The sequence below is a fragment of the Iodobacter fluviatilis genome (assembly GCF_900451195.1).
Lineage (GTDB): Bacteria > Pseudomonadota > Gammaproteobacteria > Burkholderiales > Chitinibacteraceae > Iodobacter > Iodobacter fluviatilis.
Map to the genome: position 1 here is coordinate 79,650 of NZ_UGHR01000006.1, position 20,617 is coordinate 100,266.

Here is a 20,617-nt window from a genome sequence, read left to right on the forward strand (position 1 = left end):
TTTTACCGGTTTTGTTAAGATGTACAAAGACTATTGAGTGTTATTTAAATAACTAAATGTGTTTGTTTAAATATCTGGGTTCTGCCAGAAAATAGCCTTGAAAGAAATCCGCACCGCTTTCTTTAGCGATGGCCAGCTGCTCAGCGCTTTCTATGCCCTCGATCACAACCTGACTATCCAGCCCGTGTAGCATTTCAACTAGCTGGCCGAGCAATCGCTGCGCCTTACTATTGTTATCTGTGGCGTGAATTAAGACTTTGTCCAGTTTTACAATGTCTGGCGATAAAGACAGCAGGCGGCAGAGATTGGCATTTTTCTGGCCGTAATCATCAATCGCAATCCGGTAGCCACGCTGGCGGTAATTTTGTACCGCGTGGGTTAGGTCGGTTTCTTGCGCGTCAGGAATGGCTGATTCAAGGATCTCCAAAACCACATCGGTGGGTTTTAAGCCCTGATCCTGCAAAATGCGCTCAAACGCTTCACCGTGCTGTTTTTCAACGGCAATCAGCAGCTCAGGGTGAACATTAAGAAACAGCGTTTTATCTTTTTGCGGGCCAGCAAGATGGTTCATTAAATGCAGGCTGCGGCACAGGCGATCAAAGGCGACTAAGCATTCGCCACGGGCGGCGCTTTTAAATACATCGGCAGGCGAAATGGCTTTGCGGCGAATGCTGGCGCGCAGCAGGCCTTCTTCGCCGATGATGGTTTCAGCGTCTGCTGCAAAAATGGGCTGAAATACGCTGGTGAGCTCCAGCCCCAGCGCCTTCACCACGATGCCGCGTTCCTGAGTGCAGGCAAACTGGGCACTGGGCCAATCGGCAAGGGTATCTTCCGGCACATGCAAAGTGCCGCTGGCATGATGGACTGGGACGGGCATGGTGGGCTCTTTTCTAATGGGGCTTATGCGTGCTAGGTCTTTGTTAAACAGTGACTCTTGCCAACTTTGAATCATTGTAGGGCGTGTGAAAACGGCCAGATTTATGCCTCAAAAGCGAATAAGCGGCTGGTTTCTCTACTTGAGCGCTAACTAAAATCAAAAAGACCTTTTTAGTGCCTTCGGCACGTTGATTTAGGTGCGGGAGTCCCCCGCGAGGGACTCACTTTCTTGAACGGCCAAGAAAGTAAGCAAAGAAGGCCGCCCCGAACAGCACGAAGGCTCCTCCCTGCGGATAAGCAGCACGGCGAAAAAGGCTGCGCGCTCGCTGCCTCGCTACCCCTTTTCCGAAACCCCGATCCGCTTATTCCTCGCTTCGGCGTGCTTCAGGGGGGGAATTTAAGCCCCGTGCCATTAACCGCGATATAAACCCAGATATTTAAGGTTTAAAAATGCTTAAAATCTAATCATAAAAATTTATATCAACCCCTAGTCTCCGTGAAGCTCCGAGTTTCAAGATTTAGGTTGCCCACATCTTTTACTTACTCGGCTGATAAATCTGGTCAAACGTACCGCCGTCGCTAAAGTGGGTTTTTTGGGCTTTGGTCCAGCCGCCAAATACATCGTCGATATCAAACTGCGTGACTTTCGGGAATTGATGGGCGTATTTGGCCGCGGTTGCCGGGTCGATCGGGCGATAGTAGTTTTGCGCGATGATTTCCTGCCCCTCTTTGGAATACAGATATTTCAGATATTCCTCAGCCACTTTGCGCGTGCCTTTTTTGTCGACTACTTTATCGACCACCGCCACAGGTGGCTCGGCCTTGATTGAGTAGCTTGGGGCGACGATTTCAAATTTATCTTTGCCCACTTCTTTAACCACTAATTCGGCTTCGTTTTCCCATGCAATCAGCACATCGCCAATGCCGCGCTGGGTAAAGGTGGTGGTGGCGCCGCGTGCGCCGGTATCCAGTACAGGCACATTCTTGAAGAGTTTTTGTACATAATCGCGCGCTTTATCTTCAGAGCCATAGCTTTTCTTAGCCCAGCCCCATGCCGCTAGGTAATTCCAGCGCGCGCCGCCGCTGGTTTTAGGGTTAGGCGTGATGACTTTTACATCGGCTTTGATCAGATCTGCCCAGTCTTTAATGGCCTTGGGATTGCCTTTTTTAACGAGGAACACAATGGTCGAGGTATAGGGTGAGGCGTTGTCCGGCAGTTTTTTTTGCCAGTTGGCGTCAAGTAATTTGCCCGGGGTGGCCAGCTCGTCAATATCGTAAGCGAGAGCCAGTGTCACCACATCGGCTTGCAAGCCATCCAGCACTGAGCGGGCCTGCTTGCCCGAGCCACCGTGCGATTGCCGCACAGTGACATCATCGCCAGTTTTTTTCTTCCAGTAGCTGGCAAAGGCCTTGTTGTAATCCTGATAGAGCTCGCGTGTAGGATCGTAAGAAACATTTAGAAGCTCAAGCGATGCGGCAAAAACGCTGCTGGTGGCAAGGCTGATAATTAAGCTGGCGATGATTTTCATGGTTGAGCCCCTGTAGTAGTTGAGGCTCAGTCTAATGGTGGGTTTTATAGATTTAAAAAGAATTATTTGTTGTTTTTATATTCCATTTTTATGCTGTTAGGTTTGAGCAGTCACAACATTTACAAAGTTTTCATTATTTAAATAACGAGGCTCGCTTAAAAAATAGCCTTGCAGCATATCGGCTCCGCTATCTTGCGCCAGTGTCAGTTGCTCAGCATTATTAATCCCTTCGATAACAACCTTGCTGCCCATGCCGTGCAAGCGTTCCACAAACTGGCATAGCAATTGTTGTGCTTTGGGAGCGGCTTCTTTACTGACGGTATCCATCACTACGCGATCAAGTTTTACGATTTCCGGGCTAAGCGTCAGCAGGCGGCTTAAATTACTGTTTAAAAAGCCATAGTCATCGATCGCAATTTTATAACCGCGCGCACGATAGTTTTTAATCGCCTGCGCCAGCTGGGTGGTTTGCCCTGGCGGAATCGTTGATTCAAATATCTCCAGCACAATATCGGCGGGGCTTAAGCCCTGATCGCGCAGGATGCGCTCAAACGCCTCGATATGCTGCGTGCCGGAAGACATCAGCAGCTCTGGGTAAACATTTAAAAACAGCGTGCGCTGCGTATTGCTGCCTGCTAGGTGGTTCATTAAGTGCAGGCTGCGGCAGAGCCGGTCAAATTCAACCAGGCAATCGCCTCCCTGTGCGCTTCTAAATACATCTGCGGCAGACAGCGCTTTACGGCGAATACTGGCCCGCAATAATGCCTCTTCACCAATAATTTGCCGGGAGTGAGCATCAAACACCGCCAGAAAAGCGCTGGTTAGTTCCAGACCCAAGGCTTTTACAACGATACCCCGGTCTTTTGTGCTGGCAAATTGCGCCATCGGCCAGTCATTTAATGTGCCTTGAGGAACATTGATTACGCCATCACGGTGTTTTACTGCAACTAAAGGAGGCATATGGATTCTCCATTAATAAAATAGCCAAGGGGACCTGTGGCATTTTATGAAAAATTTACTTCTTAAATATGAAGGCACTTAAAAATTAATACCGATTTTCTGCTTTGCTTACAAAAATTAAAAAACCGTTATTTCGATTTTTTTAAAAAGACAACGTCATTTTTTTAATCGGAATGTGTTTTATATTAAGCAAAACGTAACCTTACTTAATATTTTGTGCCTCACTTACTGGTAAGCCATTAAATGGCAGCATGAGGATTAATGTCTCTTCGTTTTGAGGGATGAAGGAAAAATAAGTTCCGTGTGGCTTGCACTTTTATTTACTATTTATAAATAAAAAATTCTTACTGAATCAGCTTGAAAAAATAAAATCTTACAGCCGGACTATTGCATGGTTAAAAATAAAATAAAAAAAGGCGGCTCCTGCTGGAGCCGCCTTTTTTATTGGCAGACATAACTATCGTGCAGCTTGTGCAGCAAGGCCAGCCTGCGGGGTAAATGGGGTAGCAGCAGCTTGTTTTTTTAACATCCGGCGCTGATACAAATTATTCAGGAGTAAGGCAACTGCGGTGATGCATGCGCCAGCTACTTGCATTGAATCAGGAATGACACCGCTGATGGTAGAGATCGTAAACGCGGTGATAGGCACTACATCCATAAACAGTACGCCGTTTACCGGGGTAATAATCTTGTTGCCGATATTCCAGCACAGCACGCCCACAAAACCAGCAATCAAAGCCATATAGATCAGATGAGGAGCAACTTTAAAAGTTGCGGCAAGGGTTGGAGTTGGAATCATACCCAGCGACATCAGAACAATATCCACAGCAAAAACAGTAGTCAGGCCAAGAATGGTTGTGAGTGCGGTGTAACGATAAGGGCTCCATTTTGGAAAATAAGAAGCGCCAACGGTGTAAAAGACCCAGCACAAAGCACCCAAGATCAAAGGCACATTGGCTTTATAGCTGGATGGTGCGGCTAATACCGAATGAATATCACCCTTGGTAATGACCAGCAGTACGCCGATAAATGACATCGCAATAAAGCCAAATGAAAACAATGGCGGGCGAACTTTACGCAAGCCCCAGATTACAAATAAGCCAAGCATGGGCATGGTCGCCATCATAATCGAGGCGGTAAGTGCACCGCCTTCACCTGCCAGCTGCTGCCCCAGAAAGACTAAAAATCCAAAACCTGCAAAACCGGCTGAGCCAAAAAGCCAGGCTAGGCCCCAGCGCTCTCCCTTTAAAGACAATGATTGTTTCCCTTCACGAAAAACAAGCAAGGCAATAAAGGCAATTGCGGCAATTGAATAGCGTAATGCTGTAAAGGTAAATGGATCCATATATTTTAACGCATCGTTCATCACCGGAAACATGGCCCCCCACGAAAGGGTTGCACCCAAGCAGCACATAATTCCTGTTGCGTATTTATTCTTTTGCATGACTTAACTCCAATTAGTTTGTTTTGTGTTTCACCAGAGGACGGATGAACTTTAATTAAATAAATGGTTTAAATCTATTCACATTTTATGAGGGCAGCTATCACCTGTGCTGATAGCTGATTATATTTGCGGTCGTTTTATATTTTTCTTTATAAAACAATGTGTTGTGTGTTTTTTGCTTGTGATTTTTTTCTCTCTATAAATGATTAGTAGTGCAGGTCATTGATGACAGCCCCATCAGTTAAGCTGATAGATGCCCTCAAAACATACGAATAGTCCTTTAATTCACTTAAGCATAAAGTACACACATCGGCGCCAAGCGCTGAACCAATTAATACCTTCATGTTTATTGCTTTCTTATTAAATCATTAGTCACTATTTATAAAAATTAATTAACTGGGGATTTTTAAAATGTTTGCTGATAAATACAAGACACCGATTGCTGATGCTTTGCTCGCTTTAAGAGAGAAAACAAAGCACTCATTTCATGCACTGCCCGTTTTTAATGGTAATTCGATTGTTAATAGCGAATTAAACGAAAAATATAAATCTATTTATGGCGATCGCTTCCTAGGATGCGAGCTAACAACAACAGGAAAACTATTTGATAGTTTTTTCTTCTCCAGCTCTGTGATCAGAGAGTCAGAAGATATGGCCGCCCGCTTGTTTGGTGCTGATGGCACGCTGTATGTCACAACGGGTACAACCACAAGTAATCAAATTGCAGCCACGGCTTTATATCAGCATCAGGGGCCTGTGCTGATTGATAAGAGCTGCCATCAGTCTATTCACTTTATTTTCGATACGCTGGGCGCGCCTCTTGATTACGTCAGATCAGAGTTTCATTGCGAAAAAAGTGAGCGCAGCGCATGGAATATCGATTCACTCTTGCAATCAGTTGCAAGCATGGAGCAATCAGGGCGCAGCTATGAAGTGATTGTTTTAACTGCTCAGTCCTACGAGGGCGTTATTTACAATGTGCCAAAAATTCTGAGTTTATTGCTTAAATCAGGCATTCGTACCCGCAAGTTCTTGATTGATGAGGCATGGGGTGCTGCTAATTATTTTAATCCTGACTTAAAAGAAATTACGGCCATGAATATCGGCCATTTAATGAATGAATATCCTGATTTAGAAGTGATTTGCACTCAGTCATCACATAAATCGCTGAGCACTTTGCGCCAGGCTTCGATGATTCATTTCCGGGGGCCGGAAGCATTGCGAGAGCGATTAAATATTGCCAAATTCCGCATTCATAGCACCTCGCCCAGCTACCCTATTTTAGGCTCGCTTGATATGGCACGCGCACAGATGGAAGGGGAAGGTGAGCAATGCGTGGCCAATGCCTTGCAATTAGCTGAGTACTTTAAAGAGCAGCTGAAAAATAATATTGAATGGTCTTGCTACCATTTGTGCTCCATGCCGGATATGGGCGATATGAATGCGTTTGTTAAACAAGATCCTTGCAAAGTATCTATTGATATTAATGGCCTTGGCATGCCTGCAGCAGAAGTTCAGGCCTATCTGTTTAATGAACATGGTGTTTATGTAAACAGAATTACCAAGAATTCTATTTTACTTAACTTTCATATTGGGATTCAGCCACCTGCTGTTTCAGCGATTCTGGCCGGGCTGGCTGCTTTACAGCGTCAACAGGTTTCTCAATCTGTGCAGAAAATAATCTCCGACCGTTTCATTATTCCATATCCACCTGGCGTGCCATTGGTTGTTCCTGGCGAGCAAATGACAGATGAAATATTTAAAAAGATGGAAGAAATAAAAAAAACAGGCATTGCCATTCTGACTATTTAAAAACTAACTTCATATTGCTAAAGGAATAATCATGTTAACGCTTAATAAAATTAATGAAATTGCAGAACAGCAGGGCGATCAGGTATCCATTGTGCATTATGATGAGCAGATGACTTGGAACCAGCTAAAGAGCCAGACAGAGCGCCGGGTTGCCTATCTAATTAAGCGCTATGGCGGGAATATGCCAAAGCAGGCATGCTATATATGTAATAACCGGATTGATTTATTTCCGTGGTTAGCCGCATTTGCAACATTATCTATTCCTGTAGTGGGGATTGATTACACCTTGCCATTAGCAACCATTCAGGAAATGGCCAGAAAAATTGGTGTTGATATTATATTGCTGTCATCCGTTCAGCTAAATTTGCATGGTGAAATGCCCGTAATGGGGGAGAGCCATGAAATGGGCAGCGTATTATTTGATTTAGATTCACCAAGTATGGCTATTCTTGATTCTATTGGTGAAAATCAGCATCAATTGGGTTGTGTGATTCCTCCTTCTGACCGGGCTTTTCGGGCGATTGGTTTTACCTCGGGTACATCTGGGCTGCCTAAAGCGGTATTACGCAGCAAATCTTTTGATCAGCGGCGTTTTCAATATTTCTCTGAGCGTTACGGCTTTAACCGCAGTGATCGTTTTATGGTCAGTATGCCGATGTACCATGCGGCCGGAAATGGCTGGGCCCGATTGTTTATGTCCTTAGGGGCTACGCTCTATTTAGTTGACAGCAGTGATACAGAAATGATGGCTTTATATCTGGATCGCTACAATATTACGGCAACCGTATTTAGCCCTGTTTTATTAGCAAGTGTAATCAGCTACAGACAAAAAAATCAGCTGGCTAAACCTGATGCGCTTAAATGGGTTTTGGTAGGCGGGCGTAATTTTACTGAGGTAGAGAAAAAGCGGGCGCTTGATAATTTAGGCCCAGTTATTTATGAGTATTATGGCACAACAGAATCAGGGGTTAATGCAATTGCAGAGCCTGAAGATCTTTTAAGGCATCCTCAAAGCGTTGGCCGTGCATATGATGGTAATCATATCGTTATTTTTTCAAATGAAGGTGATGTATTGCCTGCGGGGCAAACAGGCACAGTGGGAATTGCCAGTTATATGACTATGGATGATTATGTTGAGGGAGGCGGGCAATTCATTATTTTAAATGACGGGCTCCGGTATTTTATTAGCCCTGATCAGGGATATCTGGATGATTTTGGCCGCTTGTTTTTATTGAACCGCTCGGGCGGGGGCCGGCAAGTGGCGCATTTATATCAATTAGAAAATGCTATCCGAGAATTACCCTGCATTGATGATGTAGCCATGATGATGGTTGATGATTCATCCGGCGATAAAGTGCAATGTATTTACAGCCTGAAAAATAAAAGCAGCAATTCGCAGCGTTTACTGGAAAAAATTAAGCAAGTGGCCAACGATGCTTCTGTTTTGCTGGGGCCGTGCAAACAGATTCCGCATATTCCCTATACACCTAGCGGGAAAGTGCGAGTGAGTGATTTACAGAAGCTGATTGCAAATAGTTAACCATCAATATTATTAGTTACCCCTGTAAGCCCCAAGCTGGCATTTTCGCCAGACTTGGGGTTTTTTTTATGATGCTTTTAAGCTAAGCGTTGAATCAGCATGCTGTTCTGCTAATTGCCAAACTGTTTGTACGCTCTGGCTGAGTGCCTGCACGATGGGGGATTGGGCTTCGGAGCGCAGATAAATAAAATGCAACTGGCTGGTTTCAGTGCCCTGAGGCCAGATGACTAATTCCTGCTTGGCTTCTGCATCAAGCGCCACATCTTCCCGCATCAGTGCTAGGCCTATTCCTGATGCCACTAATTTACGCAGGGTTGTTTCCTGATCCACCGCGACGACGCTGCTGGGAGATAAACCATGCCTTGCAAACATATTGGCGGTGATTTGGTGGAATGAGCATTTTTTGGGCATGGAAATCCAGGGCAGCCTAGCAATGTCTTCCCATTTTGCGCCACTTATTTTATCCAGCCAGTTAAAGGGGGCGACAATACGTAAGGTAATAGGGCGTACAGGAATGGAGGCAATGCGGGCATCATCAATATGGCCAATTACATAGCCGCCATGTAATTTGCCTTCTAACAGCTGATCAATGACCGTGCCGGAAATACTTTGTGAAAGCCGGAGTGATAAGCCCGGGTGTAAATCCATCAGCGATGAGAGTAGCTCACTTAAACGCAGCATTACAGGCTCAGAAATGGTGCCTATATTGCATTCGCCGCTTAAACCATCGCGAAAAGAAAGTGCGCGGGAAAAGACATGTTTGGCGGCATCAAGTGCACGCATGGCGTCTTGTTTTAAAACATTCCCCGCCATGGTGAGCGTCATACCACGCGCAGTTCTCTGAAAAAGGGTAACGCCTAGTTCGGCCTCTAATGCTTTGATCTGAGCACTCACGGCTGGCTGACTTAAAAACAAAACTTCAGAGGCACGTGTAAGGCTTGCTTCTTCAGCAACGGTAACAAATGTTTTTAACTGGGTAAGGTCCATGAATATTGGGCTAACGTCCATAAGCAAGAGAAAATATACAACGCAGTGCGTTGCGCCAGTAAGCCATTGCAGTTCAAGACTATTAAATAATATCGCGTGGTGATTTATTTGAATAAAACGGATTGGTTTTGCTCAGGTTTTTTGCTTCTGTCCGGCAAGGCTTGATGTGAACAGATCGTCTTGGATGATTGATTCTGACAAAATTTATCAAACATTCGCAAGTTGAGCAAAATTATCAAGAAAGCGCATTATATGCATAATGCATGTGTATCAGAATATATTGCTGGATTAATTTGCGAGTGATGTAAGTGTTTGGAGGGCTTTGTTGATGGGAATAGCACCGTGCGCAGCGGCTTGTTTGGCATTTTCGCGCGCTAGATGGCGAAAGGCGCTATTTTTTTCATAGATGTGTCCATTTTCTTTTGCTGATCAGCAATCCATTGCTTGTTTTGTAATTTGTACTTTCAGCGTGTCTGAATGTACAAAAAATGATAAATAGTTGCGATTTGCCCGCTGGCGTTTGGCGTACACAATAAAGCCAGCTTGGGTTCCGGGCATAAAAAAGCCGGGCCATTCAGCCCGGTTTTTTTATATGGCAATGCTTAAGCTAGGCGTTTTAATACTTCAGCCTTCCCCAGCAAAGCCAGCACCGCATCCACCGAGGGCGTATGCGTGGTGCCGCAGACTTTGGCGCGCAGCGGCATGCCCACCTGCCCCATCTTTACGCCCTGCGATTTGCAAAATTCTTTAATAAAGGCCGAGATGCCCGCGGTATCCCATGCTTCCAGTGCTGCAGCTTCGCTGGCAAAGGCGCTCAGGCGGGCCAGATCGTCGCTCGTTAAATGCTTGGCCACAATCTCATCAGAAGGCGTCAGCGGCTGGTAAAAGTATTCTGCTTCGGCAGCCAGCTCAACAATGGTTTGTACGCGCTCTTTTAAGAGGGCCACCACATCCGCCAAGGCAGGGCCATGGCTTAGATCAAGCCCTTTTTCATCCAAGAAGCGCTTAGCCAGATCGGCCAAGCGGGGAGTATCGGCGGCCTTGATATGCTGTGCATTCAGCCACAGCAGCTTTTCTTTATCAAAGCGGCTTGGGCTGGCCGATACGTCTTTCAGATCAAACCATTCTACAAATTGCGCCATGGTGAAGCATTCGTCGTCACCGTGGCCCCAGCCTAAACGCGCTAGGTAGTTGAGCAGGGCTTCCGGCAGATAACCGGCCCGGTCGTAATCCACCACACTAACGGCATCGCGGCGCTTGGATAATTTCTGGCCCTGATCATTATGAATCATCGGCAGATGGGCGAATTGCGGTACGACTGCGCCCAGCGCGTTAAAAATATGAATCTGGCGGGGCGTGTTATTCACATGATCATCACCGCGAATCACTTGGGTGATGCCCATATCCCAGTCATCCACCACCACGCAGAAGTTATAGGTCGGCGTACCATCGGGGCGGGCGATGATCAGATCGTCTAGCTCGATATTGCCAATTTCAATCCGGCCTTTCACCAGATCATCCCATGCTACTACGCCATCCAGTGGCGTTCTGAAGCGCAGTACGGGCTGCACACCGGCAGGCGGCTCTGGCAGTACCTTGCCTTCTTCCGGCCGCCAGCGGCGATCGTACTTGGCTTTTAAGCCCAAAGCTTCTTGCTCTGCGCGCATGGCATCGAGCTCTTCTTTGGACATATAACAAGGGTAGGCGTGGCCACTGGCTAAGAGTTGCTTCACGGCTTCGCGGTAGCGATCCATGCGCTGCATTTGGTAAAACGGGCCTTCATCGTAGTCGATACCCACCCAATGCATGCCATCCATGATGGCTTTCACAGATTCGGGTGTGGAACGCTCTAAATCGGTGTCTTCGATACGCAGCACAAATGCGCCGCCATTTTTGCGAGCATGCGCCCATGAAAACAGCGCGGTGCGTACACCGCCAATATGTAATAAGCCCGTAGGACTAGGGGCAAAACGAGTACGTACAGTCATAAAATCGATCCGGATAGATGACGGCTGAAAGGCCATATATAGGAGGCATCAGAATGCCTCTCCGTTATCAGCCAATATTTGGGGATGCTCTGATTTATTTCGTTCTATGCATGAGCGGGAGTCCAGCTTTTACTCTGGGCTCCCGCTCAATCCATTGCAATTGATAGCTGAATGGCAATCAGAGTGCCCTTCGTCTTTAATTTAATTCGCGGGCAAAATCGCTGTATACATTGGTGAATAAGCGCAGACCCAAGCGTATTCCTACTTTCACTAATTCTTTACTTTCTTCATCATGATTCCAGTCGTCAACGACGACTTCTAAAAACTCTTCGGCATGTTTGGTATCAATTTCTTTATGCAAGGCATAGTGAATCACGCGGTCTTCTGTTAGCCAGCCCTGCTCAATAATTCCTTCACAAATTAATGAAGAGATATTAACGAATACTCTTTCAATTGCACCAAATACGGCGGTGGAAATTCTGTAGTCTTCAAAAACAGAAATACCGCGTAAGGCAATATTGAAAATTCGGATGGATTCTGATGCGTACTTTTCATTTAATTGATTTGAATCTCCGCCTAAGCGGTCAATCAGGGTAAGAATCGCTTTGCCGTGCACTTTGGCCGGGTCACCATGGCCATGTTCTTCCCACAGATTACCCACAATTGCTGTGCGCGTTAAATCGCTTGGGATATTGGCAATAACCGATGCCATAGAACGCGAAAAGTGTTTAACCAAATAAGAAAATTGATTTTGTGATTGAATAAATTGCTCTTTAGAGTATTGGCCACTTAGTAAATGACTAAAGTAAGGGTGCTCTCTCAGGTTTAATTCATCAATAGAGTTTTCGACAAAGTTTTTCAGATCTTGTGGCAGATTCATGGCTTGCTCCGGTATGGTAAATAATAAACAGTTTGTATGGTTTTTGTATTTATATTTTTGCTTGATATATGAATTGGCTGGTTTTTGTGTGCTGATTCAGTGATTGAACTTTAATTAAAAAAATTTATATCGTCTATTCACATTTTTGAATGGCAGCTATCAGACAAAACGGATGGCTGATAAATGGATGGCTTTATATATTTAATACGTATTTATGACGTGCCTGAGCGAAGCAGAAAGGGGGCTGAACGTGATTGCGCGGCGCTGTACTGATATAAAAAATGCCCTTTGCGGGCATGATGAAATGATTGCTCTTATGAAAAGCCCTGCATCTTCAGATGCAGGGCTGGCCGCTTAGAATGCGCCCATAAAATCGCGTTTACCAATTTCTACACCGTTGTGGCGCAGCAGTGCGTAAGTGGTGGTGACATGGAAGAAAAATTGCGGCAAGCCGTAAGAGAGCAGATAGGCCTGACCGCTGAGTTTTTTCTCCTTAGGTGTTCCGGGGCGCAGTACGATTTCTAAGGCTTCACTGCCATCAATTTGTGCGGCACTCAGGCCATTGATAAAGGCCAGCGTTTTAGAAATGCGCGCCTGCAGCTCGGCAAAGGTTTGTTCATTGTCTTCGTATGCCGGTACTTCAACATTGGCTAAGCGGGCAGGGACGCTTTTGGCAAAATCACATGCGATCTGCACCTGGCGTACCAGCGGAAACATATCTGGATATAAGCGGGTTTGCAGCAAAACGGTTGGGTCAATTTTGTGCGCTTCGGCGTGAGTTTCTGCCTTGGCTAAAACATCAGAAAGAGCAGTAAGTAATTGTTTAAAAACGGGAACGCTGGCGGTGTACATAGAAATGGACATAATGTTCCTTGATCAGTTTTAGCGGCAGATCCGCGTAGCCATAGATGGGGGCAGGGAGATATTAATCAATGGCAGCTTGCTTATTTCGCCTTTCATTCTCGTTTTACAAGGGCTGCGAATCAGCATTCGATCAAAGGCTCTGGCAGGAAGCTGCAGATTAAGGCAAGGCTGATGCAGTATCTGCCTGTGCATAGAAACCATTTACTCCACGCTTAAGCAGGCAGGATAAGCGTTGGCATAAAGGGGAAAGTAAACGGGCTTATTTAGTTCCTGGCAATTCCTTCTGCGTCAGTCGTGCATCACTGCCGGCTTGTTGTTGCGGCGCACACCTCGCTGATGCTGTTTTGTTGTCGATTGGCCTGCTCTGTTTGTTTGCTTAAATGCGTGAAAAGTAACTGGAAAGTTTTGGTGATGATTTTGTATGTTTCGTGTATTAATTATGCCTTTGGAATTTTAGCCGCCATTTCAAAGGAGTGATGCACTATGAATTTTAAGGTCAATTTAAATACTAAGCCGCTTAAGCGCAGCTGGCTGCGTAATACGCTGATTGCCATTTTGATGTTGTCGGGATCACAAGCAGGAGCGAGTTGCTTAGTTATTTCACTGCAGGAAAAAAATGATCGTATCCTGCTGCAGTCGGATGAGGATGCAACGGTGGTTGAATCCAGACGCTCTGCAAAAATGATCTCAAAAGAGTTTCGTCAGATTTATGAAATACTGGAAAAAAACAAAAAGCTGGATGAGCGTTTTGATACGCGCTTAAAAGGGCTTTCTCAAGAACTGTTTGGCCCGCTGATACCCGCTATGCGTCAGGCTTCTTGCATTGTGTTTAATATCCAGCCCCGTTTTATGCACTTTACTCTGGACTTATTGCCCATTGATGGTGAGCCATTATTTGTTGAAAAGGCGCTCGCGTTTAGTTTTGGGGCACCCAAAGATCAGGATCAAATACCTGGCTTTGGCGCAGAATCTCGTGGATTGATCGTGCGTGATCCCGAAACCGATCCGGACAACGGCGCGGGAGAAGTGAGGGCTTACTACCCGGGATCAAGTCTTTATGCGGCTAAAAGTGCCGGGCCAAAATTATTTGCTAAAGCAAATGCTGATTTTTTAATCATCAGCGCACATGGCTTTGTGGTGCCAGGTTTCGGTGCAAATGACGGAGATAAAGACGATTCAGTGCTCCTGAAGGAGCATATGAATGCAGATGAGTTTGGTGATGCTAAGTTTAGATTGGTTTATTTTGATTCTTGCCAGCTGGGATTGAGTAAGCCCTTTATTGATGCTGCAAGCCGCAGCGGTGCACATCACTATCTGGCACCCATTATTAGCAACGAATCTGGTAACTCCTCAACGCTGACGATGCGCTACTTTTTTACAGGCTTAAACCAAGGGCAGAGTTCGATGGATGCCTTGTTTAGTGCACGTAAGCGTATCTATCAGGATTCCCGGGCGAATAGCCGCAGTGATCAAATCTTTTACTCTTATCCATTCAGGCTTTATTTGCTTTGACGTAGTGCTCAACGCCTAACCTCGTTGGCGTGTTTAGCAAAGTAAGCTGAAGTAAAAAAAGCGCTGCTTATTACGCCACAAGCAGCGTAAAAGCAGCGCTTCAAATTTGTAACTGGCCCGGGGGCTAAGAAGCCAGCTCTGCCCGGTTTCTGAACTCCTCCAGCGCCTCTGGATTAGCCAGCGCATCGGTGTTTTTTACCGGCCGGTTGTGCACTACATTACGCACGGCCAGCTCGACGATTTTGCCGCTGATGGTGCGGGGAATATCCCGCACTTGAATAATTTTGGCAGGCACATGGCGCGGGGTGGTGTTGCTGCGGATCACCTGGCGGATGCTGTTTTGCAAATCATCAGAAAGCTCAGCACCTTCACGTAAGCGCACAAACAGCACCACGCGCACATCGTTGTCCCAATCTTGGCCGATGGCGATCGATTCTAAAATCTCTGGCAGTTTTTCTACCTGACGATAAATCTCTGCCGTGCCGATACGCACGCCGCCCGGGTTGAGCACCGCATCAGAGCGGCCATGAATAATGATGCCGCCGTGGATGGTTTCTTCTGCGTAATCGCCTTGCGCCCATACGCCAGGGTATTGGCTGAAGTAAGCCGCTTTCAGCTTGTCCCCGAGCGGATCATTCCAAAAGCTGACTGGCATGGCGGTAAAGTGGCGTGTACAAACCAGCTCGCCTTTTTCACCCACCACCGCCTGGCCTGCATCGCTCCATACTTCCACCGCCATGCCTAAGCCCTTGCATTGCAGCTCGCCGCTCCAGACTGGCAGGGCAGGGTTGCCCAGCGCAAAGCAGGAAATAATATCCGTGCCACCTGAGATAGAAGATAAGCAGAGGTTTTGTTTAATATCGCGGTAAACGTATTCAAAGCTTTCATGCGAGAGCGGCGAGCCGGTGGAAAGAATAGCTTTCAGCTTATCCAGTCGGTGCGTATGGATGGGCTTGGAGTCGGCTTTCTCTAGCGCGGCCAGATATTTGGCGCTGGTGCCAAAGATGCTGATGCCCTCAGCATCAATTAAATCAATCAGCCGGTCGGCCTTGGGGTGAAACGGCGAGCCGTCGTAAAGCACAATGCTTGCGCCCAAGGCTAGGCCGGATACCATCCAGTTCCACATCATCCAGCCGCAGGTGGTGTAGTAGCAAAGCGTGTCGCTCATGGTGAGATCGGTGTGCAGGCCCAGCTCTTTTACATGCTGTAGCAAGGTTCCGCCTGCGCCGTGCACGATGCACTTGGGCACGCCGGTGGTGCCGCTGGAATACATGATGTAGAGCGGGTGAGCAAAGTCAGTAGGTGTGAATTCTGGCTCGCCACCGGCTTGATAGAAATCCTGCCACAGCGTAACCTTGGCATTGCCTGCTTTAAAGCTGGTTGCTTGCGCCTCTGCATGGGCGTAGGGAACAATAATTAAATGCTCAACCGAGGGCAGGCGGGTCACAATGTCTTTAATCTTATCTGCCAGTTGCAGTGTTTTGCCCGCGTAGCGATAGGCAGCACAGGCAATCAATACTTTCGGCTCAATCTGGCCGAAGCGATCGGTGACGCCCTGTGTGCCAAAATCGGGCGAGCAAGAAGACCACGTTGCGCCCAAGCTGGCGGTAGCCAATGCGCCAACAATGGTTTGCCAGGTATTGGGCATCATCGCGGCCACACGATCGCCATAGCCTACACCGGCCTCACTCAGGCTTTTTTGCAGACCTGCTACATGGGCGGCCAGCTCCTGATAGCTCAGCACTTCGCGCGAGCCATCTTCTGCAATAGAAATCAGAGCCGGGTGTGCATCGCGGCGGCGCAGCAGATGTTCGGCAAAATTAAGCTTGGTCTGGTGGTACCAATTCGCGCTCGGCATTTCTGAGCCTTCAGTCAGCACTTCGCTGGCAGGCTGGCTAAATTTGATGGCAAAGAAATCGACAATTGCCAGCCAGAATGCCACCCGATGCGCCACGCTCCAAGCGTGCAGCTGTGCATAATCGGCCAGCTCAAGGCCATGCGCCTGATTAATATGGCGGCGAAACGCATCCATCTGCGTAGCAGCAACTTGCTCGGGTGAGGGCGTCCAAAGCGCTTCTTGCATGTCGATTCCTTTAGATAAAACTGCGCCAAAGGCGCTACTTTTCCCCCTCGCCCATTTCGGGAGAGGGTAAGGGGAGAGGGCTATAACGATAATGCTTTACATAAAACCCAAATCTTGAAACACAGAGTTGCACGGAGAAAAATGACTTCTTAGCTCAGTTAGATTGCGAGCTTGTTTTTATTTGGCTTAGCTTTTCTCCGTGCTCTTCTCCTTCTCTCCGTGTTTTAAGGTGTGGATTGGTCTGGTTTTTGACTTAATCCGGGCTATCTGCCTGATTTTGCGGGTGGGCTGCGATAAAGGCCGGGTGTGCGTTAGCTAGGGCTTCTACTCTTAATATCTTTGGGTAAGCATCCAGCGGTACATTAAAGCGGCGGGCCGCGTAGAGTTGGGGGATCAGGTAGGCGTCGGCCAGGCTGATTTCGCCAAAGCAATAGCCGCTCTCGCCAATAAGCTGCTCAACCGCAGCCAGCCCTTGGCTAATCCACTCATTAATCCACGCCGTAATATCATCTTCTTTGCACTGGTAGTTTTTGCGCAGATAGTTGAGCACGCTGACGTTATGCAGCGGATGCACATCGCAAGCGATTAGTGCTGCCATGCCGCGAATCTTGGCCCGCTCAAACAGATCTTTGGGTAGTAGCGCTGTTTCTGGGTAGCACTCTTCCAGATATTCAATAATCGCGGGCGATTGGATAATGGCTTCCTGCGCCTGATCGAGCAGTGCAGGCACGCGTGCCTGTGGATTAACGCTGAGATAAGCCGCGTCTTTTTGCTCGCCCTTGAGCAGGTTAACCGGCACGGAAGTATAAGCCAGCCCTTTGAGCGCCAGCACAATCCGCACACGGTAAGACGAGGTGGAGCGGTAATAGCCGTAGAGTTCCATGCTTAAACCTTATTTATATTTGTCGTAGGGCGGTTAAGCCCCTTGTGCGTTAAGCCATTTGCATTTTTTCAGCAAACAATGAAAAAACGTAATAACAACGATCTCCGCATAGGGCTTTAAGTCCCCTTGAAACACGCCGGAGCGAGGAACAAGCGGGGCGGGGTTTCGGCCAGGGAGCGAGGCAGCGAGCCAATCCCGCCTGCCGCCGACTCGATTGTCCGCAGTGCAGGGGCCTTCGCGTTTCGTGGGGCGGCCTTCTTTGGCTTCGTTTCTTGGCCGTTCAAGAAAGGAAGGCCCCAGCGGTGGCTACCGCTCCTAAATAAACGTGCCGAAGGCACTAAAGAGTTTCACCTGTACAACTAAATCGATGCACGGTGGGTTACGCCCAAACAACTGGGCTAGCCTACCCTACGAAACTTACTTCGCAGCTAAAATCACCCCCCTGCATTCGCCAAAACCAATGCTGGGGTGGCCTTCTTTTTTACAACGGGCCAGCATAATGATTTCGTCGCCGTCGGCTAAGAAGCAGCGCTCTTCGCCGGAATCCAGCTTGATCGCTTGTTTGCCGCCATTGCTCAGCTCCAGCAGGCTGCCCAGCGAATCTGCCGTTGGGCCGGATAAGGTGCCGGTGCCGAGTAAATCACCAGAGCGTAGGCTGCAGCCGTTCACGGTGTGATGGGTAATCAGCTGCGCCACAGTCCAGTACATATTCAGCGTGTTGGATAAGCCCAAACGATGCGCAGGCAAGCCTTGGGCTTTTTGTGCTGCGGTGTGCAGCAACACTTCCAGCTCAATATCAAAAGCGCCATTGGCCTGATCGGCGGCATCATAAAGGTAGGGCAGCGGCTGCGGATCGCCCTCGGGGCGGGCAGGCTGAGCGGCACGATATGGAGCCAGCGCTTCAGCCGTCACCACCCAAGGCGACACGGTGGTGGCAAAGTTTTTAGCAAGGAAAGGCCCTAGCGGCTGGTATTCCCATGCTTGTAAATCACGCGCCGACCAATCGTTAAGCAGGCAGAAACCGGCGATATGTTCGGCTGCATTGGCAATGCTGATCGCCTCGCCTTGCGGATTGCTGCCCGCGATCCAAATCCCCAGCTCCAGCTCGTAATCTAAACGGGCTGATGGATTGAGCGCTGGCACTTCTTGGCCAGGCTTGAGCGTTTGGCCCAGTGGGCGGCGCACGGCAAAGCCGCTTGGGTAAATGGTCGAGGAGCGGCCGTGATAGCCAATCGGCACATATTTGTAATTAGGCAGCAGTGGGTTATCCGGGCGGAATAATTTGCCGACGTTTACTGCGTGATGAATGCCGGTATAAAAATCGGTGTAATCGCCGACTTTTGCAGGCAAGTGCATTTTGCAAACGCTGGCAGGGCGCAGTAGGGCTTCGCCTTGCGCTTGCAGGCTTTTCAGCTGGGCATAATCAGCATCGAGCAGCTCTAACAGCCGCTCACGCAGTGCCAGCCTTGCGCTGCTAGGCAGGGCAAAAAAAGCATTGAGCGATTTACCACTGGCGGCTTGTGCCGCGCTTAGGGCTTCGCCAGTAAATAAGCTGTTCTCAACTGCGGTTTGCAAATCAAAAATATAATCACCAATCGCCACCCCACCGCGCGGCGGCAAGCCTTCGGGGCTGAAAATCCCGAAAGGCAGATTTTGCAGCGGGAAATCACGGTGATCATTAGCAGAAGTAACCCAGCTGAGGCGATATGTAGTGGAAGTCATGAGAGGCTCCGTTGGGTTTTAAAGTGTGTCATAGAGCGCTAAACCTTGAACCACAGAGAGCATAGAGGCCACAGAGCTTCACAGAGGAAAAACAAAGTTCAATTGTTTTAGACCCGTAGTTTGGATAGCAGTCTGCATGCGAGGGCGTACCTCGATAGCCACTGTGGTGCTGTGCACTCTGTGTCCTCTGTGGTTTAGGACTTAGCGCTCGTTGCTATACGCGCTTATTAAATCTGGTTTTTATTAAATGTTTTGGGCATGTCTGCCCAGCAGTCGTCGTAGTTTGTTTGAAGCTGTGCGCATTCCAGTGCGTATTGCGTTGGGCGGATCACGGCATGGGTTTCAAACATAAACGCCATAGTGCGCTCGATTTTTTGCGGTTTTAATGCCGCATTGCTGGCATTGATAAAAGTTCTAGCATCCGGCCCGTGGGCGCTCATTACGTTATGCAGGGAGCAGCCGCCAGGTACAAAACCACCGGCTTTGGCGTCGTACTCGCCACGCACCAGACCCATAAACTCATTCATAAGATTACGATGAAACCAAGGTGGGCGGAAGGTGTCTTCAGCAACCATCCACCGTGGCGGGAAAATCACAAAGTCGCAATTGGCCTGGCCAGTCACCGCTGATGGCGAGGTGAGCACGGTAAAGATAGAAGGATCGGGATGGTCGTAACTCACGGTGCCTATGGTGTTAAAGCGGCGCAGATCATATTTATACGGCACGCTGTTGCCGTGCCAAGCCACTACATTAAAGGGCGAATGGCTCATGGTGGTAGCCCAGAATTCACCCTGAAATTTTTGTACCAACTGTGTCGGCTGATCCACATCTTCGTAGGCGGCCACTGGCGTTAAAAAGTCGCGTGGGTTGGCTAGACCATTGCTGCCAATGGGGCCCAGATCCGGGATACGGAAAGGCGAGCCGTGGTTTTCGCTGATATAGCCGCAGGCAGCGGCATCCAGCAGCTCCACGCGGAATTTCATGCCGCGCGGAATCACGGCAATTTCTTCGGGTTCTATTTCTAAAATGCCCAGCTCAGTAACAAGGCGCAGCCGGCCTTGCTCGGGCATGATCAGCATTTCGCCGTCTGCATTAAAAAATGCCCGCTGCATGGAGCGATTGGCGCGGTAAAGATGGATGGTGATGCCTTCCGGCGCATCGCTATTGGCGGCCATAGTGATCAGGCCGTCAATAAAATCAGTGGGGGCATCAGGAACAGGTAGCGGATCCCAGCGCAGGCGGTTAGGGGTGATGGCCCCTAATTGACAGCCTTGGCGTTGTTTTTCTAAACGCTCAAATTTGCCATGTGCGGCTGAGGGCAAAATACGATACATCCAAGTGCGGCGCAGCTCGGAGCGTGGCACGGTAAAGGCACTGGTAGAAAATTGCTCAGGATAGAGGCCATAAGGGGCTTTTTGCGGCGAATTCTGCCCCTCTGGCAAGGCTCCCGCCAATGCCTCACTGGCGAATTCATTTCCAAACCCTGATAGGTAAGACAAAGTAGCGTGTGACATGACGAGTCCTTTTTACGTTATGC

15 protein-coding genes are annotated in these 20,617 nt (G+C 48.2%); 3 read left to right on the top strand and 12 right to left on the bottom strand.

Features of this window, described 5'->3' with window-relative positions:
- Positions 1-52 precede the first annotated feature (52 nt).
- From DYD62_RS22060 to DYD62_RS22075, 4 genes are all read right to left on the bottom strand, one after another.
- Positions 53-877 carry an EAL domain-containing protein gene (locus DYD62_RS22060; RefSeq protein ID WP_165928756.1) on the bottom strand — a complete coding sequence of 275 codons (825 nt, stop codon included), beginning with the start codon at positions 875-877 and terminating at the stop codon, positions 53-55.
- A 535-nt stretch (positions 878-1,412) separates the two neighbouring features.
- A complete protein-coding gene (locus DYD62_RS22065; protein ID WP_115230072.1) occupies positions 1,413-2,405 on the bottom strand; it encodes a sulfate ABC transporter substrate-binding protein in 993 nt (330 codons plus the stop codon).
- Positions 2,406-2,501: 96 nt separating this feature from the next.
- On the bottom strand, positions 2,502-3,365 hold the full coding sequence (locus DYD62_RS22070) for an EAL domain-containing protein (protein WP_115230073.1): 864 nt from the start codon (positions 3,363-3,365) through the stop codon (positions 2,502-2,504).
- 457 nt (positions 3,366-3,822) lie between these two features.
- Complete coding sequence (locus DYD62_RS22075; protein WP_115230074.1) at positions 3,823-4,809, bottom strand: DMT family transporter; 987 nt, start codon at positions 4,807-4,809, stop codon at positions 3,823-3,825.
- Positions 4,810-5,220: 411 nt separating this feature from the next.
- Between DYD62_RS22075 and DYD62_RS22080 the strand changes: the two genes are divergently transcribed.
- Both DYD62_RS22080 and DYD62_RS22085 read left to right on the top strand, forming a co-directional pair.
- The gene (locus DYD62_RS22080) at positions 5,221-6,621 is read left to right on the top strand and encodes an aminotransferase class I/II-fold pyridoxal phosphate-dependent enzyme (RefSeq protein ID WP_115230075.1); all 1,401 of its coding nucleotides are present in this window, start codon (positions 5,221-5,223) and stop codon (positions 6,619-6,621) included.
- Positions 6,622-6,652: 31 nt separating this feature from the next.
- On the top strand, positions 6,653-8,161 hold the full coding sequence (locus DYD62_RS22085; protein ID WP_115230076.1) for a class I adenylate-forming enzyme family protein: 1,509 nt from the start codon (positions 6,653-6,655) through the stop codon (positions 8,159-8,161).
- A 66-nt stretch (positions 8,162-8,227) separates the two neighbouring features.
- On the opposite strand, the gene DYD62_RS22090 is transcribed toward DYD62_RS22085, so the two are convergent.
- The 4 genes from DYD62_RS22090 to DYD62_RS22105 form a co-directional block, all read right to left on the bottom strand.
- Positions 8,228-9,148, bottom strand: coding sequence for a LysR family transcriptional regulator (locus DYD62_RS22090; RefSeq protein ID WP_165928757.1), 921 nt, complete (start codon positions 9,146-9,148; stop codon positions 8,228-8,230).
- 602 nt (positions 9,149-9,750) lie between these two features.
- Positions 9,751-11,136 (bottom strand): glutamate--tRNA ligase, encoded by a 1,386-nt coding sequence (gene gltX, locus DYD62_RS22095; protein ID WP_115230185.1) that lies wholly within the window; start codon positions 11,134-11,136, stop codon positions 9,751-9,753.
- Between the two features lie 196 nt (positions 11,137-11,332).
- The gene (locus DYD62_RS22100) at positions 11,333-12,016 is read right to left on the bottom strand and encodes an iron-containing redox enzyme family protein (protein WP_115230078.1); all 684 of its coding nucleotides are present in this window, start codon (positions 12,014-12,016) and stop codon (positions 11,333-11,335) included.
- A 354-nt stretch (positions 12,017-12,370) separates the two neighbouring features.
- Positions 12,371-12,880 carry a DUF1993 domain-containing protein gene (locus DYD62_RS22105; protein ID WP_115230079.1) on the bottom strand — a complete coding sequence of 170 codons (510 nt, stop codon included), beginning with the start codon at positions 12,878-12,880 and terminating at the stop codon, positions 12,371-12,373.
- 483 nt (positions 12,881-13,363) lie between these two features.
- Between DYD62_RS22105 and DYD62_RS22115 the strand changes: the two genes are divergently transcribed.
- Positions 13,364-14,392 (top strand): CHAT domain-containing protein, encoded by a 1,029-nt coding sequence (locus DYD62_RS22115; RefSeq protein ID WP_115230081.1) that lies wholly within the window; start codon positions 13,364-13,366, stop codon positions 14,390-14,392.
- A gap of 124 nt (positions 14,393-14,516) precedes the next feature.
- Here DYD62_RS22115 and DYD62_RS22120 read toward each other — a convergent pair whose 3' ends face one another.
- From DYD62_RS22120 to hmgA, 4 genes are all read right to left on the bottom strand, one after another.
- The gene (locus tag DYD62_RS22120; protein ID WP_115230082.1) at positions 14,517-16,475 is read right to left on the bottom strand and encodes an acetoacetate--CoA ligase; all 1,959 of its coding nucleotides are present in this window, start codon (positions 16,473-16,475) and stop codon (positions 14,517-14,519) included.
- A gap of 253 nt (positions 16,476-16,728) precedes the next feature.
- On the bottom strand, positions 16,729-17,358 hold the full coding sequence (gene maiA / locus DYD62_RS22125) for a maleylacetoacetate isomerase (RefSeq protein WP_115230083.1): 630 nt from the start codon (positions 17,356-17,358) through the stop codon (positions 16,729-16,731).
- A gap of 417 nt (positions 17,359-17,775) precedes the next feature.
- Positions 17,776-19,080, bottom strand: a complete 1,305-nt coding sequence (fahA, locus tag DYD62_RS22130; RefSeq protein WP_115230084.1) for a fumarylacetoacetase — start codon at positions 19,078-19,080, stop codon at positions 17,776-17,778.
- 227 nt (positions 19,081-19,307) lie between these two features.
- Complete coding sequence (gene hmgA, locus DYD62_RS22135) at positions 19,308-20,594, bottom strand: homogentisate 1,2-dioxygenase (RefSeq protein ID WP_115230085.1); 1,287 nt, start codon at positions 20,592-20,594, stop codon at positions 19,308-19,310.
- Positions 20,595-20,617: the final 23 nt, after the last annotated feature.